Raw genomic sequence first — 23,012 nt, forward strand, 5'->3', positions numbered from 1 at the left:
AAAATGCAAAATCCCACGATGCTACAACACAGTAACCAGTTCAGGTCTGAGCTAATACAGGTCAGCAGTCCATAGACACTGGCTCCTGTCAGGATGCCACCTGCTAACCCAGTACCAGAAATCGATTCGGACATTCATCCCCCTCTGGTTGTGTGGGGCCTCTCAGTTATGAGAGGAAATAATAAATATCCTCCGGCATAGCCGGAGGATATTTATTCATAAAGAACACAATTAAGAATAATACCGATTTAATTAAAATAACTTGATCTCACAGTTGAAGAATGAATAATAGCGAGCCCTGCCAAGGCAGGGCATAGAAATAACCAACGAGAAGAAATAGGTAGGAACTAATGAAAAACACCGCTCTGGGTAAGTTCATTTTTATCGTCGGCACCGCGTTACTGCTCGGTGGCTGTAGTGGCATGGTCATGCCTCCCTATGCCACCCACGGTACATCGGTCGGAATCATTGCGCCGGCGGGAGGCTATAGCGAGTGGCACACGGATAGCCGCAACCACACCACAGGAGACAGTCACAGCCAGTCACAGGGAAACTGCACCCAAAGTGAAGATAGCCAGCTCAACGAAAATGGTCTCACACGGACACACCAAAGCAACTGTAACACCCGTAGTCAAACCCACAGCAGTAGCACCAGCAAAACCCGCTCCAGCAGCGTCGGTTTCAGCGTCGGGGGGCCTGTTGGTGCTAGCATAGGGTTGATTAAGCAGATGGAGTCGATGAACCGTGCGCCAGCCAACGATATGAGTAGTAATGAGATGTTCAAGAATTTCGGTTTCTAGCACATAACGCCACCTGGTACCGTTGTGGTGTCTGGCCCGGCGGCTATCTGTAACGACTCACAATCGAAAAAAGTCAGACTCGCAATCAGCGCAAATTTTGGCTCACAATAACTGCAACTGAAATCGGACGTGGACTCACGCTAAGTGAGAGCGAAATCCGACGCTCAGAGCCAAATGAGAAGTTTTTTCCATTGGCAGTAATTGTGAGCCAGCAAAAATAGATTGTGAGTCCATTGAATGGGGATCGTTGTGCATTTTCATAAGCCTCACCTCCGATAGCTCGGATGGCGCAGTGTGTGATGAAAGGGGCAGGCTTCACGGGCTGGATTTATCAACCAAGCACGTAGCGGATGATGCCCGGTGCCTGAAAAAGAAAAAGGCCGCCGAAGCGACCTAATGAAATTGGTAATGTGGATACTGCCAAGTTAAATCCGTTAAAGCCTATTAAGAGATTCAGCCTGTACTTCTTGAAGTACCGCTGCCGGCGAATCAGCCTGCACGATTCCCGAGAAGACACAATCTGGATCATTAATCATGTGCCTGGACTTCGCTCTCTTTGCCTCATTCCGGTCCGAAAACTCCTCGGAAACATTTAAATGCTTACCCGACGACATCCCTTTCGGCTTGTATTGAAAAACGTAATAGAACCCCATATCGCCCCCCCTGTGATTTGACACCAAGGGAATATACCACCAAAAAAAACAAAAACCCCGCCGAGGCGAGGTTCTTAATTCTTGTAACGTCACAGGCATAATAACCCATCGTTGGAATCAGATTAGCCATTTTCCGTTAATTTTGCAATAGCTAAATTATTTTGGTCATCGAGTCACGTTTCCCAGAACCTTTTCTGCATACGATTCCTCAATATGGCAATGCTCCACCAGCCGATCGAAAAACAGTTTATAGTTGTACCGCCATACCATTTCCGTTACTCCTAGTGCTTTAAAAATCTCGGTATCTTTGAGACGTGGGTAGCCTCTTCCCTTGCATCTTGGGCATTTTTTATAAACCGGCACGCCCTGCAACTCAGATTTTTTCTTATCGAGAATTTCTCCGCGTCCCCGGCAACGACATTCATTTTTCACATGGCCTTTGCCATCACACGCCTTACACACTACGCGCACCTGCTCACGAACTGATTTCCACACCTCCCAGTCGGACGGAGAAATACCTTTCGTATCTTTTACCCATTTTGGTGGCTTACCATCCGGGTAAGTAACCTTGTTCGTGAAAACCTCAGCATCAATTAATTTAGCACCATGACAGCTACTGCACGTCACCAAGCTGGCCGCACTGAGGGAATAATCGCGAAATACATAACGCGCCATAGTGTCGAGAAATTTTGAGCGCTTACCCTTTTCCATTTTCCGTAATGCCCCATGCCGTTCTGCACGCTGCTCTGCTAATTGCCTGATGTAGGCGATGATATTTTCAGAAGATAAAACCCCGGCTTTTGCCAGATACAATTCAATACCCACTGCGGCTTTTGCAGTAAGTAGCCCGAGAGATGCCATTACGTCAGTAATAGTCAGCGTATCAGACATTATTCCGCATGGTACTGCGCCGGGCATCATGGATTTAGGTGAAAAATATTTCGGTAAGGACTCAAGATTCATTTCGATGCTCCCGTTTTGCTTCAATGCGGACGTAATTACGAAGAATGCGATATGCCACAGGAAAAGATCCCCGGTATCGATAAATTCGGAGACGCAACCAGCGCATGCGGAGTATCTCGATCAGTTCTGGTTTCATGCGGCCTCCAGCTTTTTTAGCGCACGCAGATCCGCCAGTGCCGCGAGCCTGATTTCCTTCAGCTCCTCGACCGTCCAGCGGTGCGGGGTGTTATTGTTCTCGAGTGCCAGCACCGCCGCCTCCCCGTAACGCTCAACCAGCGCGGCACGATATGCTTCGATGTTCCCTGATTTGTAGACGTTGTAGACATCACACTGAAGATGGATGTTGAAGCGAGTGAAGCGCAGATGCCCGGCGGCGGCCGTACTCCTGTAATGGCCTGCATGCCATGCGAATGCCGTCTTCGTTCCACAGGAGATGCAACCGAGTCCTTCTGCCAGTTCGGTTTCGCGGCAAATGTCATTTACGGCGCGCTGCGTCAAGTCAATCCAGTGTTTCAGCGGCTTAACCGCGGCTTTCCGCTGGCGCCAGGCGGCGCGTTCTTTTTTCTCAGCGGCGCGCTGAAGGGATTGCGCCTTACGTTGCGCGGCTTCGCGAGCTTTTCTGGTCTGTTCTTTGCCGACGGCGCTGGCGCACTGGTACGAGCAAACGATCTGCCCCTCGCGTATCGGGTGAAACCACTGGCGGCATTCTTTGTTTGCGCACTTACGGCGCGGTAATTTAGCCATGTTCACCCCCAGACCTTTTGGCGTAAGGATTTTGGCGTCCGCACCCGGTGTGCATATTCAGGTAATTTCGCGCTGACAGTCCAGGTAATGAAGTCAGGGTTCAGGCTCTTTTCTGTCCTTACGCCCCGCTTCTGATAATCCGATATCAGCGTGTCGGCCTGCTCGGTTGTGCAGTCGTGATGATGGAACCAGGAGTATTTCATCGCCATCACCCCGCAAAGCTCATTAGCTGGGCGGCGGCGTTCTCCGCCTCGCGCTGAGTACGAAATGTACGTGATAAAATCCACCGCCAGAGCACATCAAGCGCGGATTTATACAACTGCTGAAATTCGACCTCATCCATGCTGGAAAAAGCGATGCTGCGGGGATGTTTGCGAAGGGTGCCGTCCGGTAACTGGATGGCGTCATAGTGGCCAGCCTCAACCGTCACCCATGCGCGGTATGCATCGAAAGATTTACAGAGGCTAATTCCGTTTGTTACCCGGCGGTTTGCAATCTGTTCCAGATACTGTTCAGCCGCATCCAGTAATGCGCTCTCATTCCCGCCATATGCAGCGAGAAACTTTGCATAACCGTTTACCAGTTTGCGTTCATTGGCAGAAATGGTGCCGCCGGTGGGTTCCCAGTATTCAAACCCAAGATTAAGCAACGCGAAAAAGCGGCGATGGAATGCAGGATTCCTAACCTGACGGAACTCAGCCACCAGCACGGCACCGAGTTTAATTTTTGACTGCAGAATTTCGCTGGTCTCCGGCGTAGCGGGGATCAGAATTCCAGATGACTGCTTGATGAGTTGTAATTCGTGCGCCATGGTATTCTCCGTGGCGCATAATTGTCAGGTTACTGGTTGTTCAGGCCAGTGCGATAATTATGATTGCGTGCTTATTGTTAAGTCAATTATTAGAGCCCATCTCTCTGACAACTTCCATAATGGTATCCTTAGACCAGTACAAATCATCTCTTGATAGCTTTCGGTTTGTTACAGAACCGTTTTGGGTTGATAGGATATAGCGATCACCTGATGCAAGTCTAAAAGACAAAAGTTCTATTCCCTTAGCATCAGTTATAGTCACCCGCAAATTATCAGCAAGATCTGATAGGACTCCCTCTGCCACGTAACCCCCCTGAGCGACACACGGACGCGGTTAAAAATTGTCGGCAGCAGCATCAAAGGGATACGCAAATTGCGATATTCTGAAAAATGCGCGCCAGCATTAAGCGCAATGTTAATAAAACCAGTCGTCAGCGCTTTCCCACGTTTCCTGCAGAATGCTCTGTATACGTTTTTTATCGCCATCAGCAGCACCGACGATACTCAGACCATCCTGACTGCCTCGACGGATGGTTAAGTTGCAGTTTTCATACTGATTCTGGAGACGGGTAATTAATTCTTTTTCAAGCGCAGGAACGGCACCTTCCGGAAGCTGTTTTGCCCGGCTGATAACAAGTTCAATTCTCATAATTCCCTCTACATTCAATAACTGTATATAAACACAGTATACCTGTTAGAAAGAATATTCAAGGGGTGAATAGCACTTTTTGCAAAGGCTAGTGTGTTGTTTCATATCACATTTTAGGCAAAAAACCCGCCGCAGCGGGTTCAGATAAAAGAAAACCCGTACTCGGCGGGTTCACATTCATTCAAATTACGCTTACTTCTTGGTGTTCTGCTCCGACATTTCCATATATCGCCATGCTAACTTTGTCTCGATCTTCCTGTGATTTTGCTGCAATGTTGAAAACAGATTTATCTAATCGCTTATAGTCTTAGACATTTCGAATTTTTCACCGATTGGCTTTAGCTCATCAATAGCCTTATAGATTTCGTCATTTGATGGTTTTTTACCAGAATAAGCATAGTTGTAAGCATAAAAAACATCTCCTCTGGTATCCTTGAACTCCATAACAGGAACCTTTTGAACTTTTCCATTGTTATTACTTATTGGGATAAACTTGGAGTCATGTTGGCTTGAATACAACCTTGGCTCTTTTCCTTCTTCAAAAATCATTCGCTGATACATGAGCTTATCCTCGTAATTCATCAAATAATTAACAACAAAAAGTTAGTGTGATTGTACCTAATAATGCTTTTGCTTTCTGCTGTGGATTTAACCAGCTATCATTCCTCCTGCTGAGGTGCTGCCGCAACTCGCAAAGCATCTTCAAGATTTGTGACGTATTCAGAGATGGCCACCTCATCCTCTCCAAACTCATAGAGCACGTCAAGCAGCGCCAGCACGGTGGCGGGGTTAGCGGCGGCAATAAATTCCGCGTCACGTTTCTCAACAGTATGGGCCAACGTCACTTCTTCACCGCAAAGAGAAAATGGCGTTACCGTGATGCCATTGAACAGTGATGAGGTGCGGCGCCAATTCCCCGGCGTAGCCCTCTCAGCCACTTCACGAAGCGCCCGTTTGTCGATGTTGCTCATTGGGCTCCCCCCTTGTTGATGCTCATTTTGGATGCTCCATAAACCTGCATTACCGGGCTTTTCTCCAGCACCGGCAGCGCTGAAAATCCCGTTACCTGACTACTGCTGTATCGCCTGAGGTCATAATCAATCACCGCACGCTGGTCTCGGAAAATGCCGCAGCGGCCATGACGAATGAAGCCGCCTCGCTCCAGCGCGATACGCAGATATTTCTCCGCCGTGGTTCGGTGCACGCCAAAAATCGCAACGACGTCGTTCGTCGTGATGCGCCCCTGCTCTTTCACCAGACCGATAATCCGCTCAAGAATAATCATCCGTTCGCTTTGTGTTTTAGGTCGGGCCATTTTTAACCCCTTATTTCACAATCCGGAGGTGGCTAACGTTTTTCCGGTAGCTTTCCCAGTCAAAATTCACCCACATCCCTCCGTCCATCTGGAGGCGATCGATAACCCTCGCGCCCAGTGAATCCAACAGCCCCTCGTGGTTAAGATTCGTCAGAACGCCAACAGGTCGCATCGATGAGAGACGGCGATCGATAACCTGATTGAGAATGACCTTCTCACCACTGCTTCCGCGCTGAATACCGACTTCATCCAGTACCAGCAGGTCAACTTTACAAAGGTCATCAAGCAGGGACGCTTCTGATTGCCCACCGTCGTAGCACTCACGAACCCTGAGCATCAGGTCAGGAATAGTTACCACCAGAACGCTATGACCGCCGGCCAGCAGATGATTTCCGATTGCCGCCGCAAGATGGTTTTTCCCGGTTCCCGGACCACCGCTGAACACAAAGCTCGCAAATCCACTACCGAAGTTCTGGGCATAACTTTTTGCCATCGTGTACGCTTTTCGCTGCCCCTCCCCGCTTACTTCGTAGTTAGCAAACGTACAGCTACGATGGAGATCCTGAATGCCAGATCGCCCGAAAATCTTCTCGGTGCGGGATTTCTGATTCATCCTGTCAAGCTCTTCACTGCGTTTACGCCCTTCGGCTTCCTGCCATGCCCGCCACTCATCAGCAGTCGAGAATTTCGGCTGCACACTGGCTGGGATAATTCTTTTCAGGCGATCAAGCGCACTGCCAGTACCGATTACGTTTTTCATCGTTACCCCCTGAATCCGGTAGGAATGGTTTTGTCTGGCGCAGAAATGTGGTTCACATCTCTGCCAGCTCTTCGGTCGTTGAGAGCGAACTTCGGTTTGAATAGTCCCTGGTAGCCGTTGGCAATGCTTGTGTTGATGACGTTTACCGGATCGTGGCCTTCATCCAGGCACTCCTTCAGAAGCCTGAAAGCTTTTGTTACCGTCAGTTCGGTTTTTATGGGCTTTCCGGATTGCTGGCGGTATGTGACCCATTCGTTCCACGACGCAGCATTCAGCCATTCGGGAACAGGAATACTCAACGGATCAAACTTCACTTTTCCCTTAGGGGGATTAAAGGGGGTTAGATCTTTTATATTTGTCTTTGGAATAATGTCTTTGGTGTTCCCTGTTTTCGGGGATGCCCTTCCCTCTTTTCGGGGATAACTATCCCCGTTTTCAGGGATGGCTGAATGGGGTAAAACGCTATCCCTGTTTTCAGGGATAACTATCCCCGTTTTCGGGGATGCCCTTCCCCCTTTTCGGGGATAACTATCCCTGGTTTCAGGTACAGAAATAATCCATGTGGCAATTTCATCATCAGGAAAAGACACCGGACATTTTGAGCAATGTGGCTTGGAATAAGCCCATTTATCCAGGTTTGTATTAATCCCTATGTATCTTGTTTGACCAATACGGCGCAGGATAATGATGTTACGATAGGCAAGACTCAGCACCGCTTCGGATACATGCTTTACCTTCAGTGTTGTCTTATCTGCAATGAGGCTGTTGGCAATACGATCTGATTTTTTCGACCAGCCATAAGTCAGCCGGATAATCGCATTCAAAACACGGAACTCACGCCCCGATAGTTCAACGATACACAAGGCGTCCTGGATCTGATTAGCTAAACGTAAATAGCCATTTTCCAGATCAGCCATACGGCACTCCTGTTGCGTCGGTATCGGCGCAGGGAATTTGTATATTTCAGCGGTATTTGACATACTCATCTCCGCAATTACCTACCGTTTTTGCACCAGAAAGCCGTTGGTGCCCCCTCACCGCGGCTTTCGCCTTTTTAGTTGCTGCCATTTTCAGTCCCACCCCAGCGCATCCGGCCTGGCTCGTTCAGCCTTTAGCCCGGCATCAGCGAGAATCTCTACTGCTGTGAGATAGTTTCTGGATACCAGTACCGCTTCCGGTGGCGCGGCCTGAATCCCAAGAAAAGCCAGCTCTTTCGCCATGTTGCAGAAATATCCCTCAGCTTTACGCCTGCTGACTGTCGACTCGCTGATGCCCATATGCTCGGCGTATGATTTCTGCCCTACTGATGCAAGCCGGTTGAGCAGGACGCTCTCTATCTCAATCGGGTTGATTTCTGGTGGGTCTAACTTTCGTGCAATTGCGTTCTCCATGGGTAAATATCCTCTATGGTTATTTGGCTGATGCCTCTTGGCTTGGTAAGCCATCGGTTGGGTTTGGGTATGCTGCTGGGTCAATCTCGTGAGGAGTGACTTTCCATTCAAGAATTTCACATAACGGCAGGATGCGACGGGGAGGAATTACTCCTTTTCTCAGCCACTTGCCTACAGCTTGAGACGAGATACCAAAATGTTCGCCGATGCTCATTTGAGTCATGTGGTTACTGATTTTGATTTTTAATTGGTTGTCCATTTGGCTCTCCAGTTCTACGAGTTGGTAGCTGGAGATTATCACGTAAAACTTTAGGTTCCAACAAAAATCAATCTAATAGTTCCAATGAATAAAGAAACTGAAGGTTGTAAAATGTGAATATGAACAAAAATCTTCATCCCATTTTCGCCAAGCGTATCCAGCAAGTTCTGGATGAGAACGGCTGGTCTATGGCTGACCTCTCACGGCGCGTAATGCTTTCTCACACATCTGTGAGAAAGTGGGCCTCTGGCACGTCTGTAGCCAGCGGAGAGCGCTTGAAAAGGTTATCGGCGGTGACCGGAAGGCCTGAATATTGGTTCTTCATGGAGCCAGGGGATGAAAGTGAAGGCGAAAGGGCTGAACCTAAACCCAGAGTCCTTGATGAAAAAGAAGAAACATTGCTTTCTCTTTTCAATCAACTCCCGGAAGCAGAGAAACTGCGTGTTATCCTCCATACAAAAGCAGTCCTCCAAGAGATGGATCTGCTGAAGAACAACGTTTTTGATCTAATTAACGACCTCAAAAAATAGAACCAAAGAACTCATCCATACAGGTAGCACCTCTTTAGGTGCTATTTTTATGCTCCAAAATAGAACTTTTAGTTGCACTTTTTGCTTTACAAATCGAACCTTTGGTTTTATCGTTAGTTTCATCGACAACAAGCGCATCGTTGTCAGGTGTAAAACGTTCCGCTGGCCGGCGATAAGGCAAACGAGGGTGAGAATGATTGATTTCGCACGTAGACCAGCTCGACAGCAGGCTGTCCCGCTCAACCGGATTGAGGTTTTAATCCGCCGCCTCTGCTACCTGCTGGCGCAGAAAGGAGATCCGGATGCTTAAACAATGCGGTTACTGCCGCAAATCCATTGATGAAGGCAAAGAAGTAAAAAACACACTTCTCTATCGCAACGGCTCGCAACTGGCGAGCAAAGAAAAGGAATATTGTTCCAGGCAGTGTGCTGAATACGACCAGATGGCGCACGAAAGTTAAATAGTAGATCCGAAATATGAAATGAAAAATTCGCCATTAATTTGGCGTGGCTTCATACACCCTGAATTTAAGACTGGAGAAATTATGGAAATCGTAAAAATCGAAATGAACCTGAAAGCAGTTAATAAGAGCATTGCTTTATTCAATTGCGAAAATCTCGACGGTGGATATGTACTCGGAAAGTTCGACAGTCCTCATTGTGCTGTAAAAGCCATTTCGCTGCTCACAGTCAAGGTAAGTGATGGAGAACAAGCAGGGTTTGGTAATTACCGAAGTTACAAGCTTGATTACTCAGAAAAATTTTATCAGACCATCCATTAAGAAAACGCCCACCGAAGCGGGCGTGCCCTGTCCGGTCCAACCGACCAAAGCGAACCGGACCTAACAACCAGATATATCGGGGTGCTGTTAAGGCACCTCCATTCTACACGAATTGAGGACAAAACAATGAGTGGAACTAATCCTGTATTTTTAGTCCGCAAAGCAAAGAAATCATCAGGCCAGAAAGACGCTGTACTCTGGTGCAGTGATGATTTTGAAGCGGCAAATGCAACACTGGATTATCTTCTGATTAAATCCGGTGCGAAGCTGAAAGATTATTTCAAAGCTGTCGCTACTAATTTCCCTGTCGTTAACGAGCTGCCGCCGGAAGGCGAACTGAGCCTCACTTTCTGCGATTACTATCAACTCGCTAAAGACAATATGACCTGGACGCAAATCCCCGGCGTCACCCTGCCATCATCTGAAGCCGCCGCCGCGGCGCGCCAGCATATCGTCGATGGTGTTGATACCGAAACAGGCGAAGTGCTGGAAGACCACACCGAAAATTTTGGTAACGAAAGCAACAGCCCTGCCCAGGCAACAGCCCCAGCCCCCGAGCTGACTGTTGTCGCAACTATGCCTCTCCGTCACCGCGTTCTTGCTCAGTACATAGGTGAAGGTGAGTATCTTTATCACGTCGACGCCTCCCAGAAAAAAGAAATTCTGCGTCTCGAAATGGACACCGATAATTCATATGTCCAGAACCTGCTGCTTGCCGCCGAGAATGTTGAAGCGTTCAAGAAAGCCATTGAACATGACATTCACAAAATAGTGAATGCCGTTAAAAAAGTATTCCCTGTCGATGGAAAAACTCCTGAACTGGCGACTGTTATCCAGTTCCTTAAAACATGGTTCGAGACGGAGCATATCGATCGCGGTTTGCTCGTTAAGGAGTGGGCGAAAGGCAACCGTGTATCGGCTATTCAACGCACTGAAAGCGGCGCCAACGCTGGCGGTGGCAATAAGACTGACCGTAACCCTGATTACGAACACACTCTCGATACTCTGGACGTAGAGATTGCAATGGCCACTTTGCCTATGGACTTTAATATCTATGAGCTACCTGGCAGCGTTTACCGTCGCGCAAAAGAAATCGTAAAGAAAAAGGAAAGTCCGTTCAAAGAATGGTCCGCAGCACTTCGCGCAACGCCCGGTATCCTGGATTATTCCCGCGCCGCTATTTTCGCGCTGATCCGAAGCGCACACCCTGAGTTTTATCACTACCCCGGACGCCTTCAGGGGTATATCAACGCCAACTTAACGGAGACTGATCACGAGAACCCCACCGAGGAAGCTCTCACGGCTGCCCGACACACTCCGGAAAAAGACGCGGTAGAAGAAGCCAACCGACAGCTTGCCGCCGCGCGCGGTGAATATGTGGAAGGCATCAGCGACCCGAACGACCCAAAATGGGTGAAAACCGGGACAAGCCAGCCGACCACCGAACCTGAACTGGTTAAAAATGTTGGCAACGGTATTTTCGACGTGTCCGCTTTAATGCAGAACTCATCAACTCATGGCACAGAAACGAATCCGGAGACCACCAGCAATGTGCAGGTTCAAAAAGCTGACAGTGATGAAAAACAGGCTGGTGATGCGGTGCAGGCAGGCGAAGACGATCTGGGTACTGGTAAAGAAGCAGTTACCGTAGAGAACCAGAATCAGGCTGAGGCGCAACAAAACGTACCGGAATCGCAACAAGAAGAGCCAGAAGCAGCCTGGCCGGAATACTTCGAGCCGGGCCGCTATGAAGGTGTACCAAACGAAGTTTACCACGCCGCCAATGGGATCAGCTCAACTCAGGTGAAAGATGCTCGCGTGTCGCTGATGTACTTTAACGCGCGTCACGTAGAGAAAACTATCGTCAAAGAGCGCTCTCCAGTGCTTGATATGGGCAACCTGGTACATGCTCTGGCTCTACAGCCGGAAAACCTCGAAGCGGAGTTCAGCGTAGAGCCGGAGATCCCTGAGGGTGCTTTCACCACCACCGCCACCCTGCGCGAGTTCATCGACGCGCACAACGCCAGCCTGCCAGCGCTGCTGAGTGCTGACGATATCAAAGCGCTGCTGGAAGAGTACAACGCCACCCTGCCGTCGCAGATGCCGCTTGGAGCTTCGGTAGATGAAACCTATGCATCGTATGAGCAGCTTCCCGAAGAATTCCAGCGCATTGAAAACGGCACCAAACATACAGCCACGGCGATGAAAGCCTGCATCAAAGAGTACAACGTCACCCTGCCCGCGCCGGTTAAAACCAGCGGCAGCCGTGACGCGCTGCTGGAGCAACTGGCAATAATCAACCCTGACCTGGTCGCTCAGGAAGCGCAAAAATCGTCGCCGTTGAAAGTCTCTGGCACGAAGGCCGATCTGATTCAGGCCGTGAAATCAGTCAACCCGGCAGTGGTATTCGCCGACGAATTGCTGGATGCGTGGCGGGAGAACACCGAAGGGAAAGTGCTGGTCACCCGCCAACAGCTCAGCACCGCGCTGAACATTCAGAAAGCCCTGCTGGAGCACCCGACCGCCGGCAAATTGCTGACTCACCCAAGCCGCGCTGTCGAGGTTAGCTATTTTGGGATTGATGAGGAAACCGGGTTGGAAGTTCGGGTACGCCCTGACCTTGAGCTCGATATGGGCGGCCTGCGCATTGGCGCCGACCTGAAAACTATCAGCATGTGGAACATCAAGCAGGAAGGCCTGCGTGCGAAGTTGCACCGGGAAATCATCGATCGGGACTATCACCTGAGCGCGGCCATGTACTGCGAAACTGCGGCGCTGGACCAGTTTTTCTGGATTTTCGTCAACAAAGACGAGAACTACCACTGGGTCGCCATCATTGAGGCGTCTACCGAGTTGCTGGAACTTGGCATGCTGGAATACCGCAAAACAATGCGAGAGATAGCAAACGGCTTCGACACTGGTGAATGGTCAGCGCCTATCACAGAAGACTACACCGACGAACTGAACGATTTTGATGTGCGCCGCCTTGAAGCGTTGCGCGTACAGGCATAAGGGGAAAATCATGGAAAACACAAATATTGTTACCACTGAGCAGCAGGCACCAAACACCATTTCTGCCAGTAACGCAATTTTTAACGTTCAGGCACTGGGTCAGTTAACAGCTTTCGCTAACCTGATGGCAGACTCACAGGTGACGGTACCGGCACACCTTGCAGGGAAACCAGCCGACTGTATGGCTATCGTCATGCAGGCTATGCAATGGGGCATGAACCCTTACGCTGTGGCTCAGAAAACACACCTGGTTAACGGTGTTCTTGGTTACGAGGCACAACTGGTCAACGCAGTAATCGCAAGCTCCAGTGCCATTCATGGCCGTTTTCATTACCGCTATGGGGGTGACTGGGAGCGCTGCACCAGGACACAGGAAATCACACGCGATAAAAACGGTAAAAATGGGAAGTACACCGTCACTGAGCGCGTTCGTGGCTGGACAGATGAGGACGAGATCGGCCTGTTCGTTCAGGTTGGTGCCATTCTGCGAGGTGAATCTGAAATCACCTGGGGAGAACCTCTTTACCTCTCCGGCGTTGTTACCCGCAATTCTCCGCTATGGGTTTCAAACCCTAAACAGCAAATTGCCTATCTGGGCGTTAAATATTGGGCTCGCCTGTACTGCCCGGAAGTGATCCTCGGCGTGTACAGCCCTGATGAGGTTGAGCAACGAGAAGAACGCGAGATTAACCCTGCTCCAGTCCAGCGCATGAGCGTACAGGAAATCACCAGCGAGGTTAGCACCAGGACCAGCGCGCAGGAGTCGGCAGCTAACGTTGATGCTGTTGCCGACGATCTTCGCGAACGCATTGATACAGCAAGTTCCGTTGATCAGGCAAAAGCAATCCGTGCGGATATCGAATCACAGAAAGCGTTGCTGGGTACTGCGCTGTTCACCGAATTAAAAAACAAAGCAGTGAAGCGCTATTACCAGGTCGATGCACAGAACAAAGTCGAGGCAGTGATCAACTCAATTCCAAACCCTGGCGAACCGGAAGCCGCAGAGATGTTTGCTAAAGCTGAAAGCACGCTTGGCGCTGCTAAACGCCATCTTGGCGACGAACTGCACGATAAGTACCGCGTCACCCTGGACGATATGAAACCGGAATACATCGGCTAATTGCATCGGGAGGGGTTACGCCCTCCCGCCTGAGGAGGTTTTATGCGCCTTATAAATCGCAGTAAGCAATCGCCATTGGGCCGTCGCGCATGTGATGTTGCACTGGCGGCGCATCATGAAAAGTTCGGCGATTACGGCAGACAAAAGCACGTTACCAATTACACCGTTGTAGTGGATGGCGTAAAGGTGCCTGTTGAAGTAGTTAACCGGGCCACCAGCTACGTAGCCACCGCAATGATCGGCGTCCGGAAACTTAGAAATCTGCCAGCACAGGCAAACTGAATATTAGCGATGGCCCGCTGCGGGGCCACTGGAGAAAACGATGAGCAACATTATCCAACTGACGCCAAACAAGTGGGTTAGCGAAAAAGTTCTGATTGCGGTTACCGGGCTTAAGCCCGGAACCATTACCCGCGCCAGAAAAGAATCCTGGATGCTGGGCCGCGAGTACCTGCACATTTCACCAGACGGAAATCCGAAGCCTTCGAGCGAATGCATATACAACAGAGAAGCCGTTGATCAGTGGATCGAGGCGCAGAAAAAAAATCAACCAGGTGCGAAGACAACATGAAAAGCTGTACACTCGTCAATGCTCCTGGACGTCAGGAGGGATTAATGGCTAATGCATCATACCCGACAGGCGTCGAAAACCACGGCGGTTCGCTCCGCATCTGGTTTCTGTATAAAGGTAAACGTGTCAGGGAAAACCTTGGTATCCCTGACACTGCAAAAAATCGCAAGATAGCTGGCGAACTGCGTTCTTCGGTTTGTTTTGCGATAAGGATGGGGAATTTTAACTATGTGGAAAAATTCCCAAACTCACCGAACCTTGCCCGGTTCGGTCAGGATAGAAAGGAAATTACTGTGCTGGAGCTTACCGAAAGATGGTCCGAGCTGAAGAGAATGGAGATCAGCTCTAATACCATGAGTAGGTACGAATCTATCATAAAAAACATGCTTCCACTCATCGGCGAAAACAAAATGGTTTCTGCGGTGACTACTGAGGATTTGCTGTATGTCAGGAAGGAGTTGCTGACGGGCTTTCAGGTAATGAAGAAGGATCACCGGACTCAGGTTAAAGGCCGGAAATCGTCCACAGTGAATAATTACATGATGCTGATGGCCGAGATCTTCCAGTTTGGAACAGATAACGGCTATGCAAAGGAAAACCCGTTTAGCGGAATTAACCGTCTCAAGAAAGCGAAAGGGGAACCAGATCCACTCACGACAGACGAGTTCATCAGGTTTATCCAGGCATGCGGACACCAGCAGATGAGAAATCTCTGGTCACTGGCAGTCTATACCGGAATGAGGCATGGGGAGTTGTGCGGTCTGGCCTGGGAAGATATCGATCTGCATGCCGGGACGATCATTGTGAAGCGCAACCTTACCCAGACGGATGAGTTCACCCTGCCAAAAACCGACGCAGGTACTGACAGGGTGATATATCTCATTCAACCAGCTATTGATGCCCTGAGGAATCAGGCCCAGTTGACACGCCTTGGCCGGCAGTTTGAGGTTGAAGTGAAGTTGCGGGAATATGGACAATCTGTCATTCAGCCCTGCACGTTCGTATTCAGCCCTCAATGCGTCAAACGTGGACCTCGCACAGGATATCACTACGCGGTTAATTCCATTAATAAAATTTGGGCCCCGATAATCAAGCGTGCCGGCATTCGTTACCGTAACGCGTATCAGTCACGACATACCTATGCATGCTGGTCATTATCAGCTGGTGCTAACCCAAACTTTATAGCAACGCAGATGGGGCATACCGATGCACAGATGGTTTACAAGGTGTATGGAAAGTGGATGTCAGAGAAGAGCGCAGAACAGGTTTCTCTGCTCAACCAGGCACTTTTCCGCTATGCCCCATCACTGCCCCAAAGCATGGTAGCAGCGCAGTAGAAATCCTTAAATTCAAGGGGTTAGCAGTCGCATCGCTACATTTTTATAACATGGGGCACGAAATGCGCTCGACCCTAAAGACAGCTTATGGTGTGATCGGGGTTCAATAAATCGCTAAACAAGGTATACTCCAGCGGTTTTCTTAGTTGTTTATTGTACTAAACGCTCCCGTGAGAGGACGCAACAGCGCACCTATGACACAATTCGCTTCTCCTGTTCTGCACTCGTTGCTGGATACAGATGCTTATAAGTTGCATATGCAGCAAGCCGTTTTTCACCACTACTATGATGTGCAGGTAGCGGCTGAGTTTCGTTGCCGTGGCGACGACCTGCTGGGTATTTATGCCGATGCTATTCGCGAGCAGGTGGACGCGATGCAGCACCTGCGCCTCCTGGAGGACGAGTTCCAGTGGCTCTCCGGCCTGCCCTTTTTTAAACCGGATTATCTGAACTGGTTACGCGAGTTTCGCTATAACCCAGCTCAAGTCTGTGTCACCAACGATAACGGCAAGCTGAATATTCGCTTAACCGGCCCGTGGCGTGAAGTCATTATGTGGGAAGTGCCGCTGCTGGCCGTGATCAGTGAGCTGGTTCATCACTACCGCTCGCCAAACGCGGGTGTTGATCAGGCGCTCGACGCGCTGGAAAGTAAGCTGGTTGATTTCACTGCGTTAACCGCCAATCTCGATATGTCCCGCTTCCACCTGATGGACTTCGGCACCCGCCGCCGTTTCTCTCGTGAAGTGCAGCAGGCGATAGTTAAACGTCTCCAGCAGGAGTCATGGTTCGTCGGCACCAGCAACTATGATCTCGCGCGTCGCCTGGCGCTGACGCCGATGGGCACTCAGGCGCACGAATGGTTCCAGGCGCATCAACAAATCAGTCCGGACCTGGCGACCAGCCAGCGTGCCGCGTTGGCCGCCTGGCTTAACGAATATCCGGACCAGCTTGGTATCGCCTTGACAGATTGCATTACAATGGATGCGTTTTTACGCGATTTCGGCATTGAATTCGCCAGCCGTTATCAGGGGTTACGCCACGACTCAGGAGACCCTGTCGCATGGGGCGAAAAGGCGATTGCCCATTATGAAAAGCTGGGGATTGATCCGCTGACAAAAACGCTGGTCTTTTCAGATAACCTTGATCTGCCAAAGGCGGTCGAGCTCTATCGCCATTTCGCCTCTCGCGTGCAGTTAAGCTTCGGCATCGGTACCCGCCTGACCTGCGATATCCCTCAGGTAAAACCGCTCAATATCGTGATTAAGCTCGTGGAATGTAACGGAAAGCCGGTGGCTAAACTTTCCGACAGCCCCGGTAAAACGATCTGTCATGATAAAGCGTTTGTGCGCGCGCTGCGTAAAGCGTTCGATCTCCCGCAGGTGCGTAAAGCAAGTTAACCATGCCTGTGCGAAGCGCCCGGAAAGTGGGCGCTTTGTTACTCTTCTGACCATCTTACCTGTTCTGGCCGCGATGGTTACTCCTCTTTCCCTTCACTCTTCGACATATTTACGTGCGTAATTTGCGTTGTTTTTTCAGAATTAGTGTCCCGCTGTGTACGCGTTCTGAATAAATTGAATTCGCTAATAAATTCTTTACGCAGCAAGAACAGAGCAATTACGTTGGGGATAACCAGAAAACCGACAGCAATATCAGCCATTAACCAGATTACCGGGATTTCCATATTAACGGCAATCAGTGGCGGCAAAAAATATAGCCATTTAATGATGCGTTCTAGCTTATCGCCAAAGATATAGTTTATCGAAGTGCGAAATTTAATATATGAACCAAGATAAGAAGTAAACAGAATCAACGCCACACCGAGACAGAGAACCTGAACAATAATCGGATGCCATGTTTCTTTTAAGGCGGCAAAGATAATCTGAATACCTTGATAACTGGCGTCTGTCCACATACCAGAAGCAAGTACAGCAAATGCGGTAAAGTTACAGGTAATCATTGAGACAAAAAATACTTCCACTGCCCCCCACATTCCCTGACGGAAAGCATAATCCACGTTGGCAGTAGCATGTACTGTGGCCGAGGTACCCATGCCGGCTTCGTTAGTGAATATTCCGCGACTGGCTCCTTTACTGATGGCCATCATGATGGTTGACCCGACAAAGCCACCGGCTGCTGGCGCAGGGGCAAAGGCATAATAGAAAATACTTTTTATAACCTGTGGGATAGCCTCGATATTCAATACCACTACACCAGCGGCACCAATGAAATAGGCAATGGTGATCGGTGGAAGTGCAATCGTACAGAATTTACCAAGACTGGAGAGTCCTTTTAAAATAACCAACGCGCCTACGATGACAATAAATCCTCCGATGACGCTTGTTGGGATGTCAAACGTATAGTGAATGACCGCCGCCATCGTATTAGTTTGCACAAAACAGGCATCCGTAATAACCAGAATCATTAATGCAAACGCATATAATCCTGCCAGGGGATGCCATTTTTTATTGAGCCCTTTCTTAATATAATGCATTGGGCCGCCATAATATTCGCCATTCTCACCTTTACTTCGGTATTTCACCGCCAGCGTCACTTCAACCATTTTGGTCATCATACCCACGACCGCAATGATCCACATCCAGAAAATTGCTCCAGGCCCGCCAACCGCAATAGCCGCAGCAACACCTGCGATCGTTCCCGCGCCTAATGAGCCGGATAGCACAGTGGCAGCCACCTCTATTGATTTTAAGGATTTTTTAGACGCTACCTCGCCAGTAGTGTTTTGTTTATTTTTTCCGGCAAGTGTACCAATTGTATTACGGTAAATGTCTTTTAAATTAATAATCTGGAAAAAATTGAGGCGTACTGTAAAATAAAAACCAATGCCGATGACACACAAAAATAATGGGCCACCCCATAGAAATTCAAAGAGTTGTGAAAGTTGCTCTAACATAATGACCTCGGATTTAAATTAATTCGTTCAGTCTCAGAAATAATCTTTCCAGTTCAGCGTAATCCTGAATTTTGCCAACAACACTAAACTGGAAAGTCAGCGGGTAGGAGCATCCCTTACTCACTAAATGCCGTTTTAATGGTATATTGTTATAAAGTCTTGCTTCCTGCATTAGGTTTATTATGCGTATAAAAAACGCATTTTTACATGCTACCTTTATTATCTAATTTTTTAGTCGTAATGTTTAAGCACTGCGTCCGTTCCAGACTATATCTTCATAAATATCTGGGGACGTATCGCCTTCGGTGCTAATAAGCAGAACATGAGCACTGGCATCAAGCTGTAAGCGATTAGCAAGATCCTGATAATGCATATTGTTCATCAACTCATAAAGTAACCCTACGCCAATAGCTCCGGACTCGCCGGAAATAAAAGGCGTATCCGTACCTGGACGCGGCGCGGCAGAAATACGCATACCCTTAGCCGCCAGACAGTCATCAGCGGAAATAAAACAACTGGTGTTGTCCCGAATAATAGGCCAACTGATAATATTCGGCTCCCCACACGCAAGCCCGGCCATTATCGTCGCCATATCGCCAGTGACGCAGTGAGGTTGACCATCATCCATAACTGCGGATTGATAAAGACAGTTGGCCTGATGCGGCTCAACCACAATAATATTAGGGATATTTTCCTGCATTTTTTCAACAAAATAACCCATAACACTGCCAGCAAACGATCCCACCCCCGCTTGTAAAATAAGATGGGTTGGCAACGGACTGTTTGTTTCTGCGAGCTGCTCATAAGCTTCAACCGCTAGTGTCATATAGCCTTGCATAATCCATGTTGGGATCTCTTCATACCCTGTCCAGGCTGTATCCTGCAAAAGCACCCAGCCTTTTGTTTGCGCCATTCTATGGGCCAGTCGCACTGCATCATCGTAGTTCAGATCGGTGATGGTGCATTCAGCTCCATGATGGCGAATATTCTCTGCCCGGATTAACGATGATCCTTTAGGCATATAAACGACGGCTTTTAGACCTAATTGCTCTGCCGCCCACGCCACACCACGGCCATGATTGCCATCCGTCGCGGTAACAAAAACACAATCTTTAATTTTTTCTTTAATCTCAGGAGTATTAAGGGCAGCAAAACTTAACGAGTTAATATCACATTGCAATTTATCAGCGAGATATTTTCCTACAGCATAAGAGCCGCCCAGACCTTTAAAAGCATTCAGGCCAAAACGCCAGGACTCATCTTTAATATGGATGGACCCTAGTCCAAGCCGCTGGCTTAGATGCGCCAGATTATGTAACGGCGTGACGGCATAATTGGGTAATTTTTTATGAAATGCTAACACCTCATGCCCAACATTTCCGTTAAGCAAACTTAAGGCCGCTCCTGTACCATATTTTTTCCGACGTGTATTAAACTGATATTTAATAAGCTCATGCATAATGATACCTTTTGTTAAAGTTTATTTATTGAAATAATATATTTTTGTCAATTATTGAGTAGAAACAAGCAAAGAACTCGCGTTTTGTGGCTGTAGTAGTGGTTATCCTCACTTTAATAAACGTACTGATAAAAGAGTCGCACAATATCTATTACGTCCTTTTCTTTATTCCGCTGATTATGATAGTACTATGCTTATTGCTGTTAAATGGCGCGAAAATGCCCATCGTCGTGCAATTTTCACCTTTTTTTAACGGCCTGGACGCGGCAAAATTGCGCACAGTGATAGTCATCACATTAAAGAGGTTATTTGCGATATGAAGCTTGACGCCTGGGATAAAAACATTCTGACATTATTGCAGCGCGATAATCGTCTTTCTCAGCGGGAAATCGCCGAACAGGTCAATCTTTCACCTTCGGCAGTGAATCGTCGTATCGCGGCACTGGAGGAGGCGGGCATAATTAAAGGCAATGTCAGCCTTATTGATGCTGGCAAAGTGGGACGCCCGGTCACGATTGTGGTGCAGGTGGTGATCGAAAACGAGCGATTCAATTTACTGGAAGAGGCTCGTCAACGGTTTGTCAGTTGCCCGCAGGTGCAGCAGGTCTACTACGTAACGGGCGATTTCGACTTTTTACTGGTGCTCAATGTTCGTGACATGGCGGAATATGAAGCGCTTACCCGTGAGCTTTTCTTTTCCTCAGGCAATATAAAGTCTTTTAAAACGATTGTCGTGATGCAAAACGCCAAGCAAGAGATGCGCGTCCTGATCGAGTAACGTGCGCAAAGCTTGCAAAACCAGCCTAAATTCTCAATGGTTCGCGAGCAGGTGCGAACTTTTTACAGGTTTCTTTCTGAAAACCTGCTTCCAGATGCGATTTCTGCTTGTCTGATTGCAGATGCCAGGTAACATAGGAATACCCCCATTTCGGGTGGACAAGTGTTTATTTTTTCCGACTATTAACTAGAGAGAATATTATGAGCGTTGTGCCTGTAGCCGACGTACTCCAGGGCCGCGTAGCCGTTGACCAAGAAGTCACCGTGCGCGGATGGGTGCGTACCCGCCGAGATTCAAAAGCTGGCATCTCCTTCCTCGCCGTTTATGACGGCTCCTGCTTTGATCCTGTACAGGCTGTCATTAATAATTCTCTGCCCAATTATAATGAAGAAGTATTACACCTGACGACAGGCTGCTCCGTGGTAGTAACAGGTAAGGTTGTCGCGTCGCCGGGACAGGGGCAAAGTTTCGAAATCCAGGCCACGAAAGTAGAAGTCGCAGGCTGGGTGGAAGATCCGGATACCTACCCGATGGCGGCAAAACGCCATAGCATTGAGTATCTGCGTGAAGTCGCGCATCTGCGCCCGCGCACCAACCTGATTGGCGCGGTAGCGCGCGTCCGCCATACTCTGGCGCAGGCGCTGCATCGCTTCTTCGATGAGCAGGGTTTCTTTTGGGTCTCTACCCCGCTGATTACCGCTTCCGATACCGAAGGCGCTGGCGAAATGTTCCGCGTCTCAACGTTGGATCTGGAAAACCTGCCGCGTAACGACCAGGGCAGAGTAGATTTTGACAAAGACTTTTTTGGCAAAGAATCATTCCTGACCGTCTCCGGCCAGCTCAACGGTGAAACCTATGCCTGCGCGCTGTCCAAAATCTATACTTTTGGGCCGACCTTCCGCGCGGAAAATTCCAACACCAGCCGCCACCTGGCGGAGTTCTGGATGCTGGAGCCGGAAGTGGCATTCGCCGATCTGGAAGACAACGCCCGTCTGGCGGAAGCCATGCTGAAATATGTCTTCAACGCGGTTCTGGAAGAGCGTGCGGATGACATGAAGTTCTTTGCCGAACGCGTGGATAAAGACGCTATCGCTCGTCTGGAGCGTTTTGTCTCTACCGACTTCGCTCAGGTGGATTACACCGATGCGGTCGCCATTCTGGAACGCTGTGGTAAGACATTTGAAAACCCGGTGTTCTGGGGCGTCGACCTCTCTTCCGAACACGAACGTTATCTGGCGGAAGAGCATTTCAAAGCGCCGGTAGTGGTGAAAAACTATCCGAAAGAAATTAAAGCGTTTTACATGCGCCTTAACGAAGATGGCAAAACCGTGGCGGCCATGGATGTGCTGGCGCCGGGAATCGGCGAAATCATCGGTGGTTCCCAGCGTGAAGAGCGTCTGGATGTGCTGGATGCCCGTATGGCCGAAATGGGGCTGAATAAAGAGGATTACTGGTGGTATCGCGACTTGCGTCGCTACGGTACTGTACCGCATTCCGGCTTTGGCCTGGGCTTTGAACGCCTTATCGCTTACGTCACTGGTGTGCAAAACGTGCGCGATGTTATTCCGTTCCCACGGACCCCACGCAACGCCAGCTTCTGATTTTTACGTCACACTCAAGGCCAGCTATGCTGGCCTTTTTTTTCGCCTGAATGTCAGTTTTATTATCAATAAGTAAATAAAATTAATTACAACCCTCTGAATTACCACATCTTGTTACTGTATATTTCACGAAAATATTTACACATAAAAATTAATCCTTAATTTTATTGCGGATTAGATTTTTCTGCTCTAATAGCACAATTTTTCACCACAATTTCAGACATCCAGACTTCTAAATGGCTATTTTTATGAAATAGCTCGTCAGCTGCTTTTTCAGGCACAACGGTGTCGCGAACAAATAAATTCAATAAAATCATGGATATAAAAGAAAAACGATCAAATCAAAACGATAACTCAGGGGAAGTTTGACGTTGTTCACAAAGTTCCGTAAAAATAACATTTGTTTACATATTATTTCCTTTTGAAACCAAATCTTTATCTTTGTAGCACTTTCACGGTAGCGAAACGTTAGTTTGAATGGAAAGATGCCTGTCAGACACATAAAGACACCAAACTCTCATCAATATTTCTGTAAAGTTTTATTGACGGAATTTATTGACGGCAGT

At 48.7% G+C, this 23,012-nt stretch carries 31 protein-coding genes; 13 read left to right on the forward strand and 18 right to left on the reverse strand.

The genetic code is table 11. The features are described 5' to 3' along the window. Window positions 1-350: 350 nt before the first annotated feature. Window positions 351-800, forward strand: a complete 450-nt coding sequence (locus QEN31_RS14490; RefSeq protein WP_000798705.1) for a hypothetical protein — start codon at window positions 351-353, stop codon at window positions 798-800. Window positions 801-935: 135 nt separating this feature from the next. Here the strand turns inward: QEN31_RS14490 and QEN31_RS14495 are convergent, their stop codons facing one another. The 16 genes from QEN31_RS14495 to QEN31_RS14570 all read right to left on the reverse strand — a co-directional run bounded on the left by QEN31_RS14495 (window position 936) and on the right by QEN31_RS14570 (window position 8,345). Beyond that, a complete protein-coding gene (locus QEN31_RS14495; protein WP_001534733.1) occupies window positions 936-1,061 on the reverse strand; it encodes a hypothetical protein in 126 nt (41 codons plus the stop codon). A gap of 173 nt (window positions 1,062-1,234) precedes the next feature. Next, window positions 1,235-1,552 (reverse strand): hypothetical protein, encoded by a 318-nt coding sequence (locus QEN31_RS14500; RefSeq protein ID WP_010989004.1) that lies wholly within the window; start codon window positions 1,550-1,552, stop codon window positions 1,235-1,237. Window positions 1,553-1,618: 66 nt separating this feature from the next. Then, window positions 1,619-2,416 carry an antitermination protein Q gene (locus QEN31_RS14505; RefSeq protein ID WP_099949684.1) on the reverse strand — a complete coding sequence of 266 codons (798 nt, stop codon included), beginning with the start codon at window positions 2,414-2,416 and terminating at the stop codon, window positions 1,619-1,621. Further along, window positions 2,406-2,552 carry a YlcG family protein gene (locus QEN31_RS14510; RefSeq protein WP_001617856.1) on the reverse strand — a complete coding sequence of 49 codons (147 nt, stop codon included), beginning with the start codon at window positions 2,550-2,552 and terminating at the stop codon, window positions 2,406-2,408. The genes QEN31_RS14505 and QEN31_RS14510 overlap by 11 nt, the downstream gene beginning before the upstream one ends. Continuing rightward, a complete protein-coding gene (locus QEN31_RS14515) occupies window positions 2,549-3,160 on the reverse strand; it encodes a recombination protein NinG (protein WP_001096552.1) in 612 nt (203 codons plus the stop codon). Before QEN31_RS14515 ends, QEN31_RS14510 begins: the two co-directional genes overlap by 4 nt. 2 nt (window positions 3,161-3,162) lie before the next feature. Further along, window positions 3,163-3,369: a hypothetical protein gene (locus QEN31_RS14520; RefSeq protein ID WP_001241019.1), complete on the reverse strand. Its 207-nt coding sequence runs from the start codon at window positions 3,367-3,369 to the stop codon at window positions 3,163-3,165. Then, the gene (locus QEN31_RS14525) at window positions 3,369-3,971 is read right to left on the reverse strand and encodes a DUF1367 family protein (RefSeq protein ID WP_000929805.1); all 603 of its coding nucleotides are present in this window, start codon (window positions 3,969-3,971) and stop codon (window positions 3,369-3,371) included. Before QEN31_RS14525 ends, QEN31_RS14520 begins: the two co-directional genes overlap by 1 nt. An 82-nt stretch (window positions 3,972-4,053) precedes the next feature. Beyond that, window positions 4,054-4,275: a hypothetical protein gene (locus QEN31_RS14530; RefSeq protein ID WP_000807548.1), complete on the reverse strand. Its 222-nt coding sequence runs from the start codon at window positions 4,273-4,275 to the stop codon at window positions 4,054-4,056. A gap of 111 nt (window positions 4,276-4,386) precedes the next feature. Beyond that, a complete protein-coding gene (locus QEN31_RS14535) occupies window positions 4,387-4,620 on the reverse strand; it encodes a DinI family protein (protein WP_001217665.1) in 234 nt (77 codons plus the stop codon). A 291-nt stretch (window positions 4,621-4,911) separates the two neighbouring features. Further along, complete coding sequence (locus tag QEN31_RS14540; RefSeq protein ID WP_014343823.1) at window positions 4,912-5,202, reverse strand: hypothetical protein; 291 nt, start codon at window positions 5,200-5,202, stop codon at window positions 4,912-4,914. Between the two features lie 77 nt (window positions 5,203-5,279). Then, the gene (locus QEN31_RS14545) at window positions 5,280-5,591 is read right to left on the reverse strand and encodes an ead/Ea22-like family protein (RefSeq protein WP_000065108.1); all 312 of its coding nucleotides are present in this window, start codon (window positions 5,589-5,591) and stop codon (window positions 5,280-5,282) included. Beyond that, on the reverse strand, window positions 5,588-5,935 hold the full coding sequence (locus QEN31_RS14550; protein ID WP_000113629.1) for a DUF977 family protein: 348 nt from the start codon (window positions 5,933-5,935) through the stop codon (window positions 5,588-5,590). The genes QEN31_RS14545 and QEN31_RS14550 overlap by 4 nt, the downstream gene beginning before the upstream one ends. Window positions 5,936-5,945: 10 nt before the next feature. Next, complete coding sequence (locus QEN31_RS14555; protein ID WP_000800010.1) at window positions 5,946-6,695, reverse strand: ATP-binding protein; 750 nt, start codon at window positions 6,693-6,695, stop codon at window positions 5,946-5,948. 2 nt (window positions 6,696-6,697) lie between these two features. Further along, window positions 6,698-7,681 (reverse strand): replication protein, encoded by a 984-nt coding sequence (locus QEN31_RS14560; protein ID WP_000062941.1) that lies wholly within the window; start codon window positions 7,679-7,681, stop codon window positions 6,698-6,700. 84 nt (window positions 7,682-7,765) lie between these two features. After that, on the reverse strand, window positions 7,766-8,140 hold the full coding sequence (locus QEN31_RS14565; protein WP_001574095.1) for a CII family transcriptional regulator: 375 nt from the start codon (window positions 8,138-8,140) through the stop codon (window positions 7,766-7,768). Further along, window positions 8,106-8,345, reverse strand: coding sequence for a helix-turn-helix domain-containing protein (locus tag QEN31_RS14570; protein WP_000370145.1), 240 nt, complete (start codon window positions 8,343-8,345; stop codon window positions 8,106-8,108). The genes QEN31_RS14565 and QEN31_RS14570 overlap by 35 nt, the downstream gene beginning before the upstream one ends. A 119-nt stretch (window positions 8,346-8,464) precedes the next feature. Between QEN31_RS14570 and QEN31_RS14575 the strand changes: the two genes are divergently transcribed. From QEN31_RS14575 to pncB, 10 genes are all read left to right on the forward strand, one after another. Further along, window positions 8,465-8,875 (forward strand): helix-turn-helix domain-containing protein, encoded by a 411-nt coding sequence (locus QEN31_RS14575; protein WP_001038966.1) that lies wholly within the window; start codon window positions 8,465-8,467, stop codon window positions 8,873-8,875. Window positions 8,876-8,924: 49 nt separating this feature from the next. Further along, window positions 8,925-9,185: a hypothetical protein gene (locus QEN31_RS14580; RefSeq protein ID WP_014344008.1), complete on the forward strand. Its 261-nt coding sequence runs from the start codon at window positions 8,925-8,927 to the stop codon at window positions 9,183-9,185. Next, window positions 9,178-9,336 (forward strand): YdaE family protein, encoded by a 159-nt coding sequence (locus QEN31_RS14585; RefSeq protein ID WP_000917564.1) that lies wholly within the window; start codon window positions 9,178-9,180, stop codon window positions 9,334-9,336. The genes QEN31_RS14580 and QEN31_RS14585 overlap by 8 nt, the downstream gene beginning before the upstream one ends. A gap of 21 nt (window positions 9,337-9,357) precedes the next feature. Beyond that, the gene (locus QEN31_RS14590) at window positions 9,358-9,657 is read left to right on the forward strand and encodes a hypothetical protein (protein WP_001668146.1); all 300 of its coding nucleotides are present in this window, start codon (window positions 9,358-9,360) and stop codon (window positions 9,655-9,657) included. Between the two features lie 126 nt (window positions 9,658-9,783). Next, window positions 9,784-12,669, forward strand: a complete 2,886-nt coding sequence (locus tag QEN31_RS14595) for a RecE family exodeoxyribonuclease (RefSeq protein WP_000017133.1) — start codon at window positions 9,784-9,786, stop codon at window positions 12,667-12,669. Next, window positions 12,632-13,789: a RecT family recombinase gene (locus tag QEN31_RS14600; RefSeq protein WP_001539618.1), complete on the forward strand. Its 1,158-nt coding sequence runs from the start codon at window positions 12,632-12,634 to the stop codon at window positions 13,787-13,789. Before QEN31_RS14595 ends, QEN31_RS14600 begins: the two co-directional genes overlap by 38 nt. Window positions 13,790-13,831: 42 nt before the next feature. Beyond that, window positions 13,832-14,071, forward strand: a complete 240-nt coding sequence (locus QEN31_RS14605; RefSeq protein ID WP_001237031.1) for a DUF4060 family protein — start codon at window positions 13,832-13,834, stop codon at window positions 14,069-14,071. 40 nt (window positions 14,072-14,111) lie between these two features. Next, entirely contained in the window at window positions 14,112-14,360 is a 249-nt protein-coding gene (xis, locus tag QEN31_RS14610) for an excisionase Xis (protein WP_000065276.1), read from the forward strand. A gap of 44 nt (window positions 14,361-14,404) precedes the next feature. Next, the gene (gene int, locus QEN31_RS14615) at window positions 14,405-15,697 is read left to right on the forward strand and encodes a FimB-specific integrase Int (protein ID WP_001262306.1); all 1,293 of its coding nucleotides are present in this window, start codon (window positions 14,405-14,407) and stop codon (window positions 15,695-15,697) included. A gap of 194 nt (window positions 15,698-15,891) precedes the next feature. Continuing rightward, window positions 15,892-17,094: a nicotinate phosphoribosyltransferase gene (gene pncB / locus QEN31_RS14620; RefSeq protein ID WP_000191399.1), complete on the forward strand. Its 1,203-nt coding sequence runs from the start codon at window positions 15,892-15,894 to the stop codon at window positions 17,092-17,094. A 77-nt stretch (window positions 17,095-17,171) separates the two neighbouring features. Here the strand turns inward: pncB and QEN31_RS14625 are convergent, their stop codons facing one another. Beyond that, window positions 17,172-18,608 (reverse strand): alanine/glycine:cation symporter family protein, encoded by a 1,437-nt coding sequence (locus QEN31_RS14625; RefSeq protein WP_000893207.1) that lies wholly within the window; start codon window positions 18,606-18,608, stop codon window positions 17,172-17,174. 244 nt (window positions 18,609-18,852) lie between these two features. Continuing rightward, entirely contained in the window at window positions 18,853-20,067 is a 1,215-nt protein-coding gene (dpaL, locus tag QEN31_RS14630) for a diaminopropionate ammonia-lyase (RefSeq protein ID WP_000544849.1), read from the reverse strand. Window positions 20,068-20,383: 316 nt separating this feature from the next. Here dpaL and QEN31_RS14635 point away from each other — a divergent pair, with 316 nt between their 5' ends. Both QEN31_RS14635 and asnS read left to right on the forward strand, forming a co-directional pair. Further along, complete coding sequence (locus tag QEN31_RS14635) at window positions 20,384-20,845, forward strand: Lrp/AsnC family transcriptional regulator (protein ID WP_000762342.1); 462 nt, start codon at window positions 20,384-20,386, stop codon at window positions 20,843-20,845. A gap of 200 nt (window positions 20,846-21,045) precedes the next feature. Beyond that, the gene (gene asnS / locus QEN31_RS14640) at window positions 21,046-22,446 is read left to right on the forward strand and encodes an asparagine--tRNA ligase (RefSeq protein ID WP_000117870.1); all 1,401 of its coding nucleotides are present in this window, start codon (window positions 21,046-21,048) and stop codon (window positions 22,444-22,446) included. Window positions 22,447-23,012 lie beyond the last annotated feature (566 nt).

Origin of the sequence: Salmonella sp. SA15303 (assembly GCF_029962125.1) — a bacterium.
Classification (GTDB): Bacteria; Pseudomonadota; Gammaproteobacteria; order Enterobacterales; family Enterobacteriaceae; genus Salmonella; species Salmonella enterica.

Coding starts and splice junctions, on each gene's coding strand:
- QEN31_RS14490 (WP_000798705.1), top strand. CDS start 351: ATGAAAAACACCGCTCTGGGTAAGTTCATTTTTATCGTCGGCACCGCG.
- QEN31_RS14495 (WP_001534733.1), bottom strand. CDS start 1,061: ATGAAAATGCACAACGATCCCCATTCAATGGACTCACAATCTATTTTT.
- QEN31_RS14500 (WP_010989004.1), bottom strand. CDS start 1,552: ATGCCTGTGACGTTACAAGAATTAAGAACCTCGCCTCGGCGGGGTTTT.
- QEN31_RS14505 (WP_099949684.1), bottom strand. CDS start 2,416: ATGAATCTTGAGTCCTTACCGAAATATTTTTCACCTAAATCCATGATG.
- QEN31_RS14510 (WP_001617856.1), bottom strand. CDS start 2,552: ATGAAACCAGAACTGATCGAGATACTCCGCATGCGCTGGTTGCGTCTC.
- QEN31_RS14515 (WP_001096552.1), bottom strand. CDS start 3,160: ATGGCTAAATTACCGCGCCGTAAGTGCGCAAACAAAGAATGCCGCCAG.
- QEN31_RS14520 (WP_001241019.1), bottom strand. CDS start 3,369: ATGGCGATGAAATACTCCTGGTTCCATCATCACGACTGCACAACCGAG.
- QEN31_RS14525 (WP_000929805.1), bottom strand. CDS start 3,971: ATGGCGCACGAATTACAACTCATCAAGCAGTCATCTGGAATTCTGATC.
- QEN31_RS14535 (WP_001217665.1), bottom strand. CDS start 4,620: ATGAGAATTGAACTTGTTATCAGCCGGGCAAAACAGCTTCCGGAAGGT.
- QEN31_RS14540 (WP_014343823.1), bottom strand. CDS start 5,202: ATGAATTACGAGGATAAGCTCATGTATCAGCGAATGATTTTTGAAGAA.
- QEN31_RS14545 (WP_000065108.1), bottom strand. CDS start 5,591: ATGAGCAACATCGACAAACGGGCGCTTCGTGAAGTGGCTGAGAGGGCT.
- QEN31_RS14550 (WP_000113629.1), bottom strand. CDS start 5,935: ATGGCCCGACCTAAAACACAAAGCGAACGGATGATTATTCTTGAGCGG.
- QEN31_RS14555 (WP_000800010.1), bottom strand. CDS start 6,695: ATGAAAAACGTAATCGGTACTGGCAGTGCGCTTGATCGCCTGAAAAGA.
- QEN31_RS14560 (WP_000062941.1), bottom strand. CDS start 7,681: ATGAGTATGTCAAATACCGCTGAAATATACAAATTCCCTGCGCCGATA.
- QEN31_RS14565 (WP_001574095.1), bottom strand. CDS start 8,140: ATGGCTTACCAAGCCAAGAGGCATCAGCCAAATAACCATAGAGGATAT.
- QEN31_RS14570 (WP_000370145.1), bottom strand. CDS start 8,345: ATGGACAACCAATTAAAAATCAAAATCAGTAACCACATGACTCAAATG.
- QEN31_RS14575 (WP_001038966.1), top strand. CDS start 8,465: ATGAACAAAAATCTTCATCCCATTTTCGCCAAGCGTATCCAGCAAGTT.
- QEN31_RS14580 (WP_014344008.1), top strand. CDS start 8,925: ATGCTCCAAAATAGAACTTTTAGTTGCACTTTTTGCTTTACAAATCGA.
- QEN31_RS14585 (WP_000917564.1), top strand. CDS start 9,178: ATGCTTAAACAATGCGGTTACTGCCGCAAATCCATTGATGAAGGCAAA.
- QEN31_RS14590 (WP_001668146.1), top strand. CDS start 9,358: ATGAAAAATTCGCCATTAATTTGGCGTGGCTTCATACACCCTGAATTT.
- QEN31_RS14595 (WP_000017133.1), top strand. CDS start 9,784: ATGAGTGGAACTAATCCTGTATTTTTAGTCCGCAAAGCAAAGAAATCA.
- QEN31_RS14600 (WP_001539618.1), top strand. CDS start 12,632: ATGTGCGCCGCCTTGAAGCGTTGCGCGTACAGGCATAAGGGGAAAATC.
- QEN31_RS14605 (WP_001237031.1), top strand. CDS start 13,832: ATGCGCCTTATAAATCGCAGTAAGCAATCGCCATTGGGCCGTCGCGCA.
- xis (WP_000065276.1), top strand. CDS start 14,112: ATGAGCAACATTATCCAACTGACGCCAAACAAGTGGGTTAGCGAAAAA.
- int (WP_001262306.1), top strand. CDS start 14,405: ATGGCTAATGCATCATACCCGACAGGCGTCGAAAACCACGGCGGTTCG.
- pncB (WP_000191399.1), top strand. CDS start 15,892: ATGACACAATTCGCTTCTCCTGTTCTGCACTCGTTGCTGGATACAGAT.
- QEN31_RS14625 (WP_000893207.1), bottom strand. CDS start 18,608: ATGTTAGAGCAACTTTCACAACTCTTTGAATTTCTATGGGGTGGCCCA.
- dpaL (WP_000544849.1), bottom strand. CDS start 20,067: ATGCATGAGCTTATTAAATATCAGTTTAATACACGTCGGAAAAAATAT.
- QEN31_RS14635 (WP_000762342.1), top strand. CDS start 20,384: ATGAAGCTTGACGCCTGGGATAAAAACATTCTGACATTATTGCAGCGC.
- asnS (WP_000117870.1), top strand. CDS start 21,046: ATGAGCGTTGTGCCTGTAGCCGACGTACTCCAGGGCCGCGTAGCCGTT.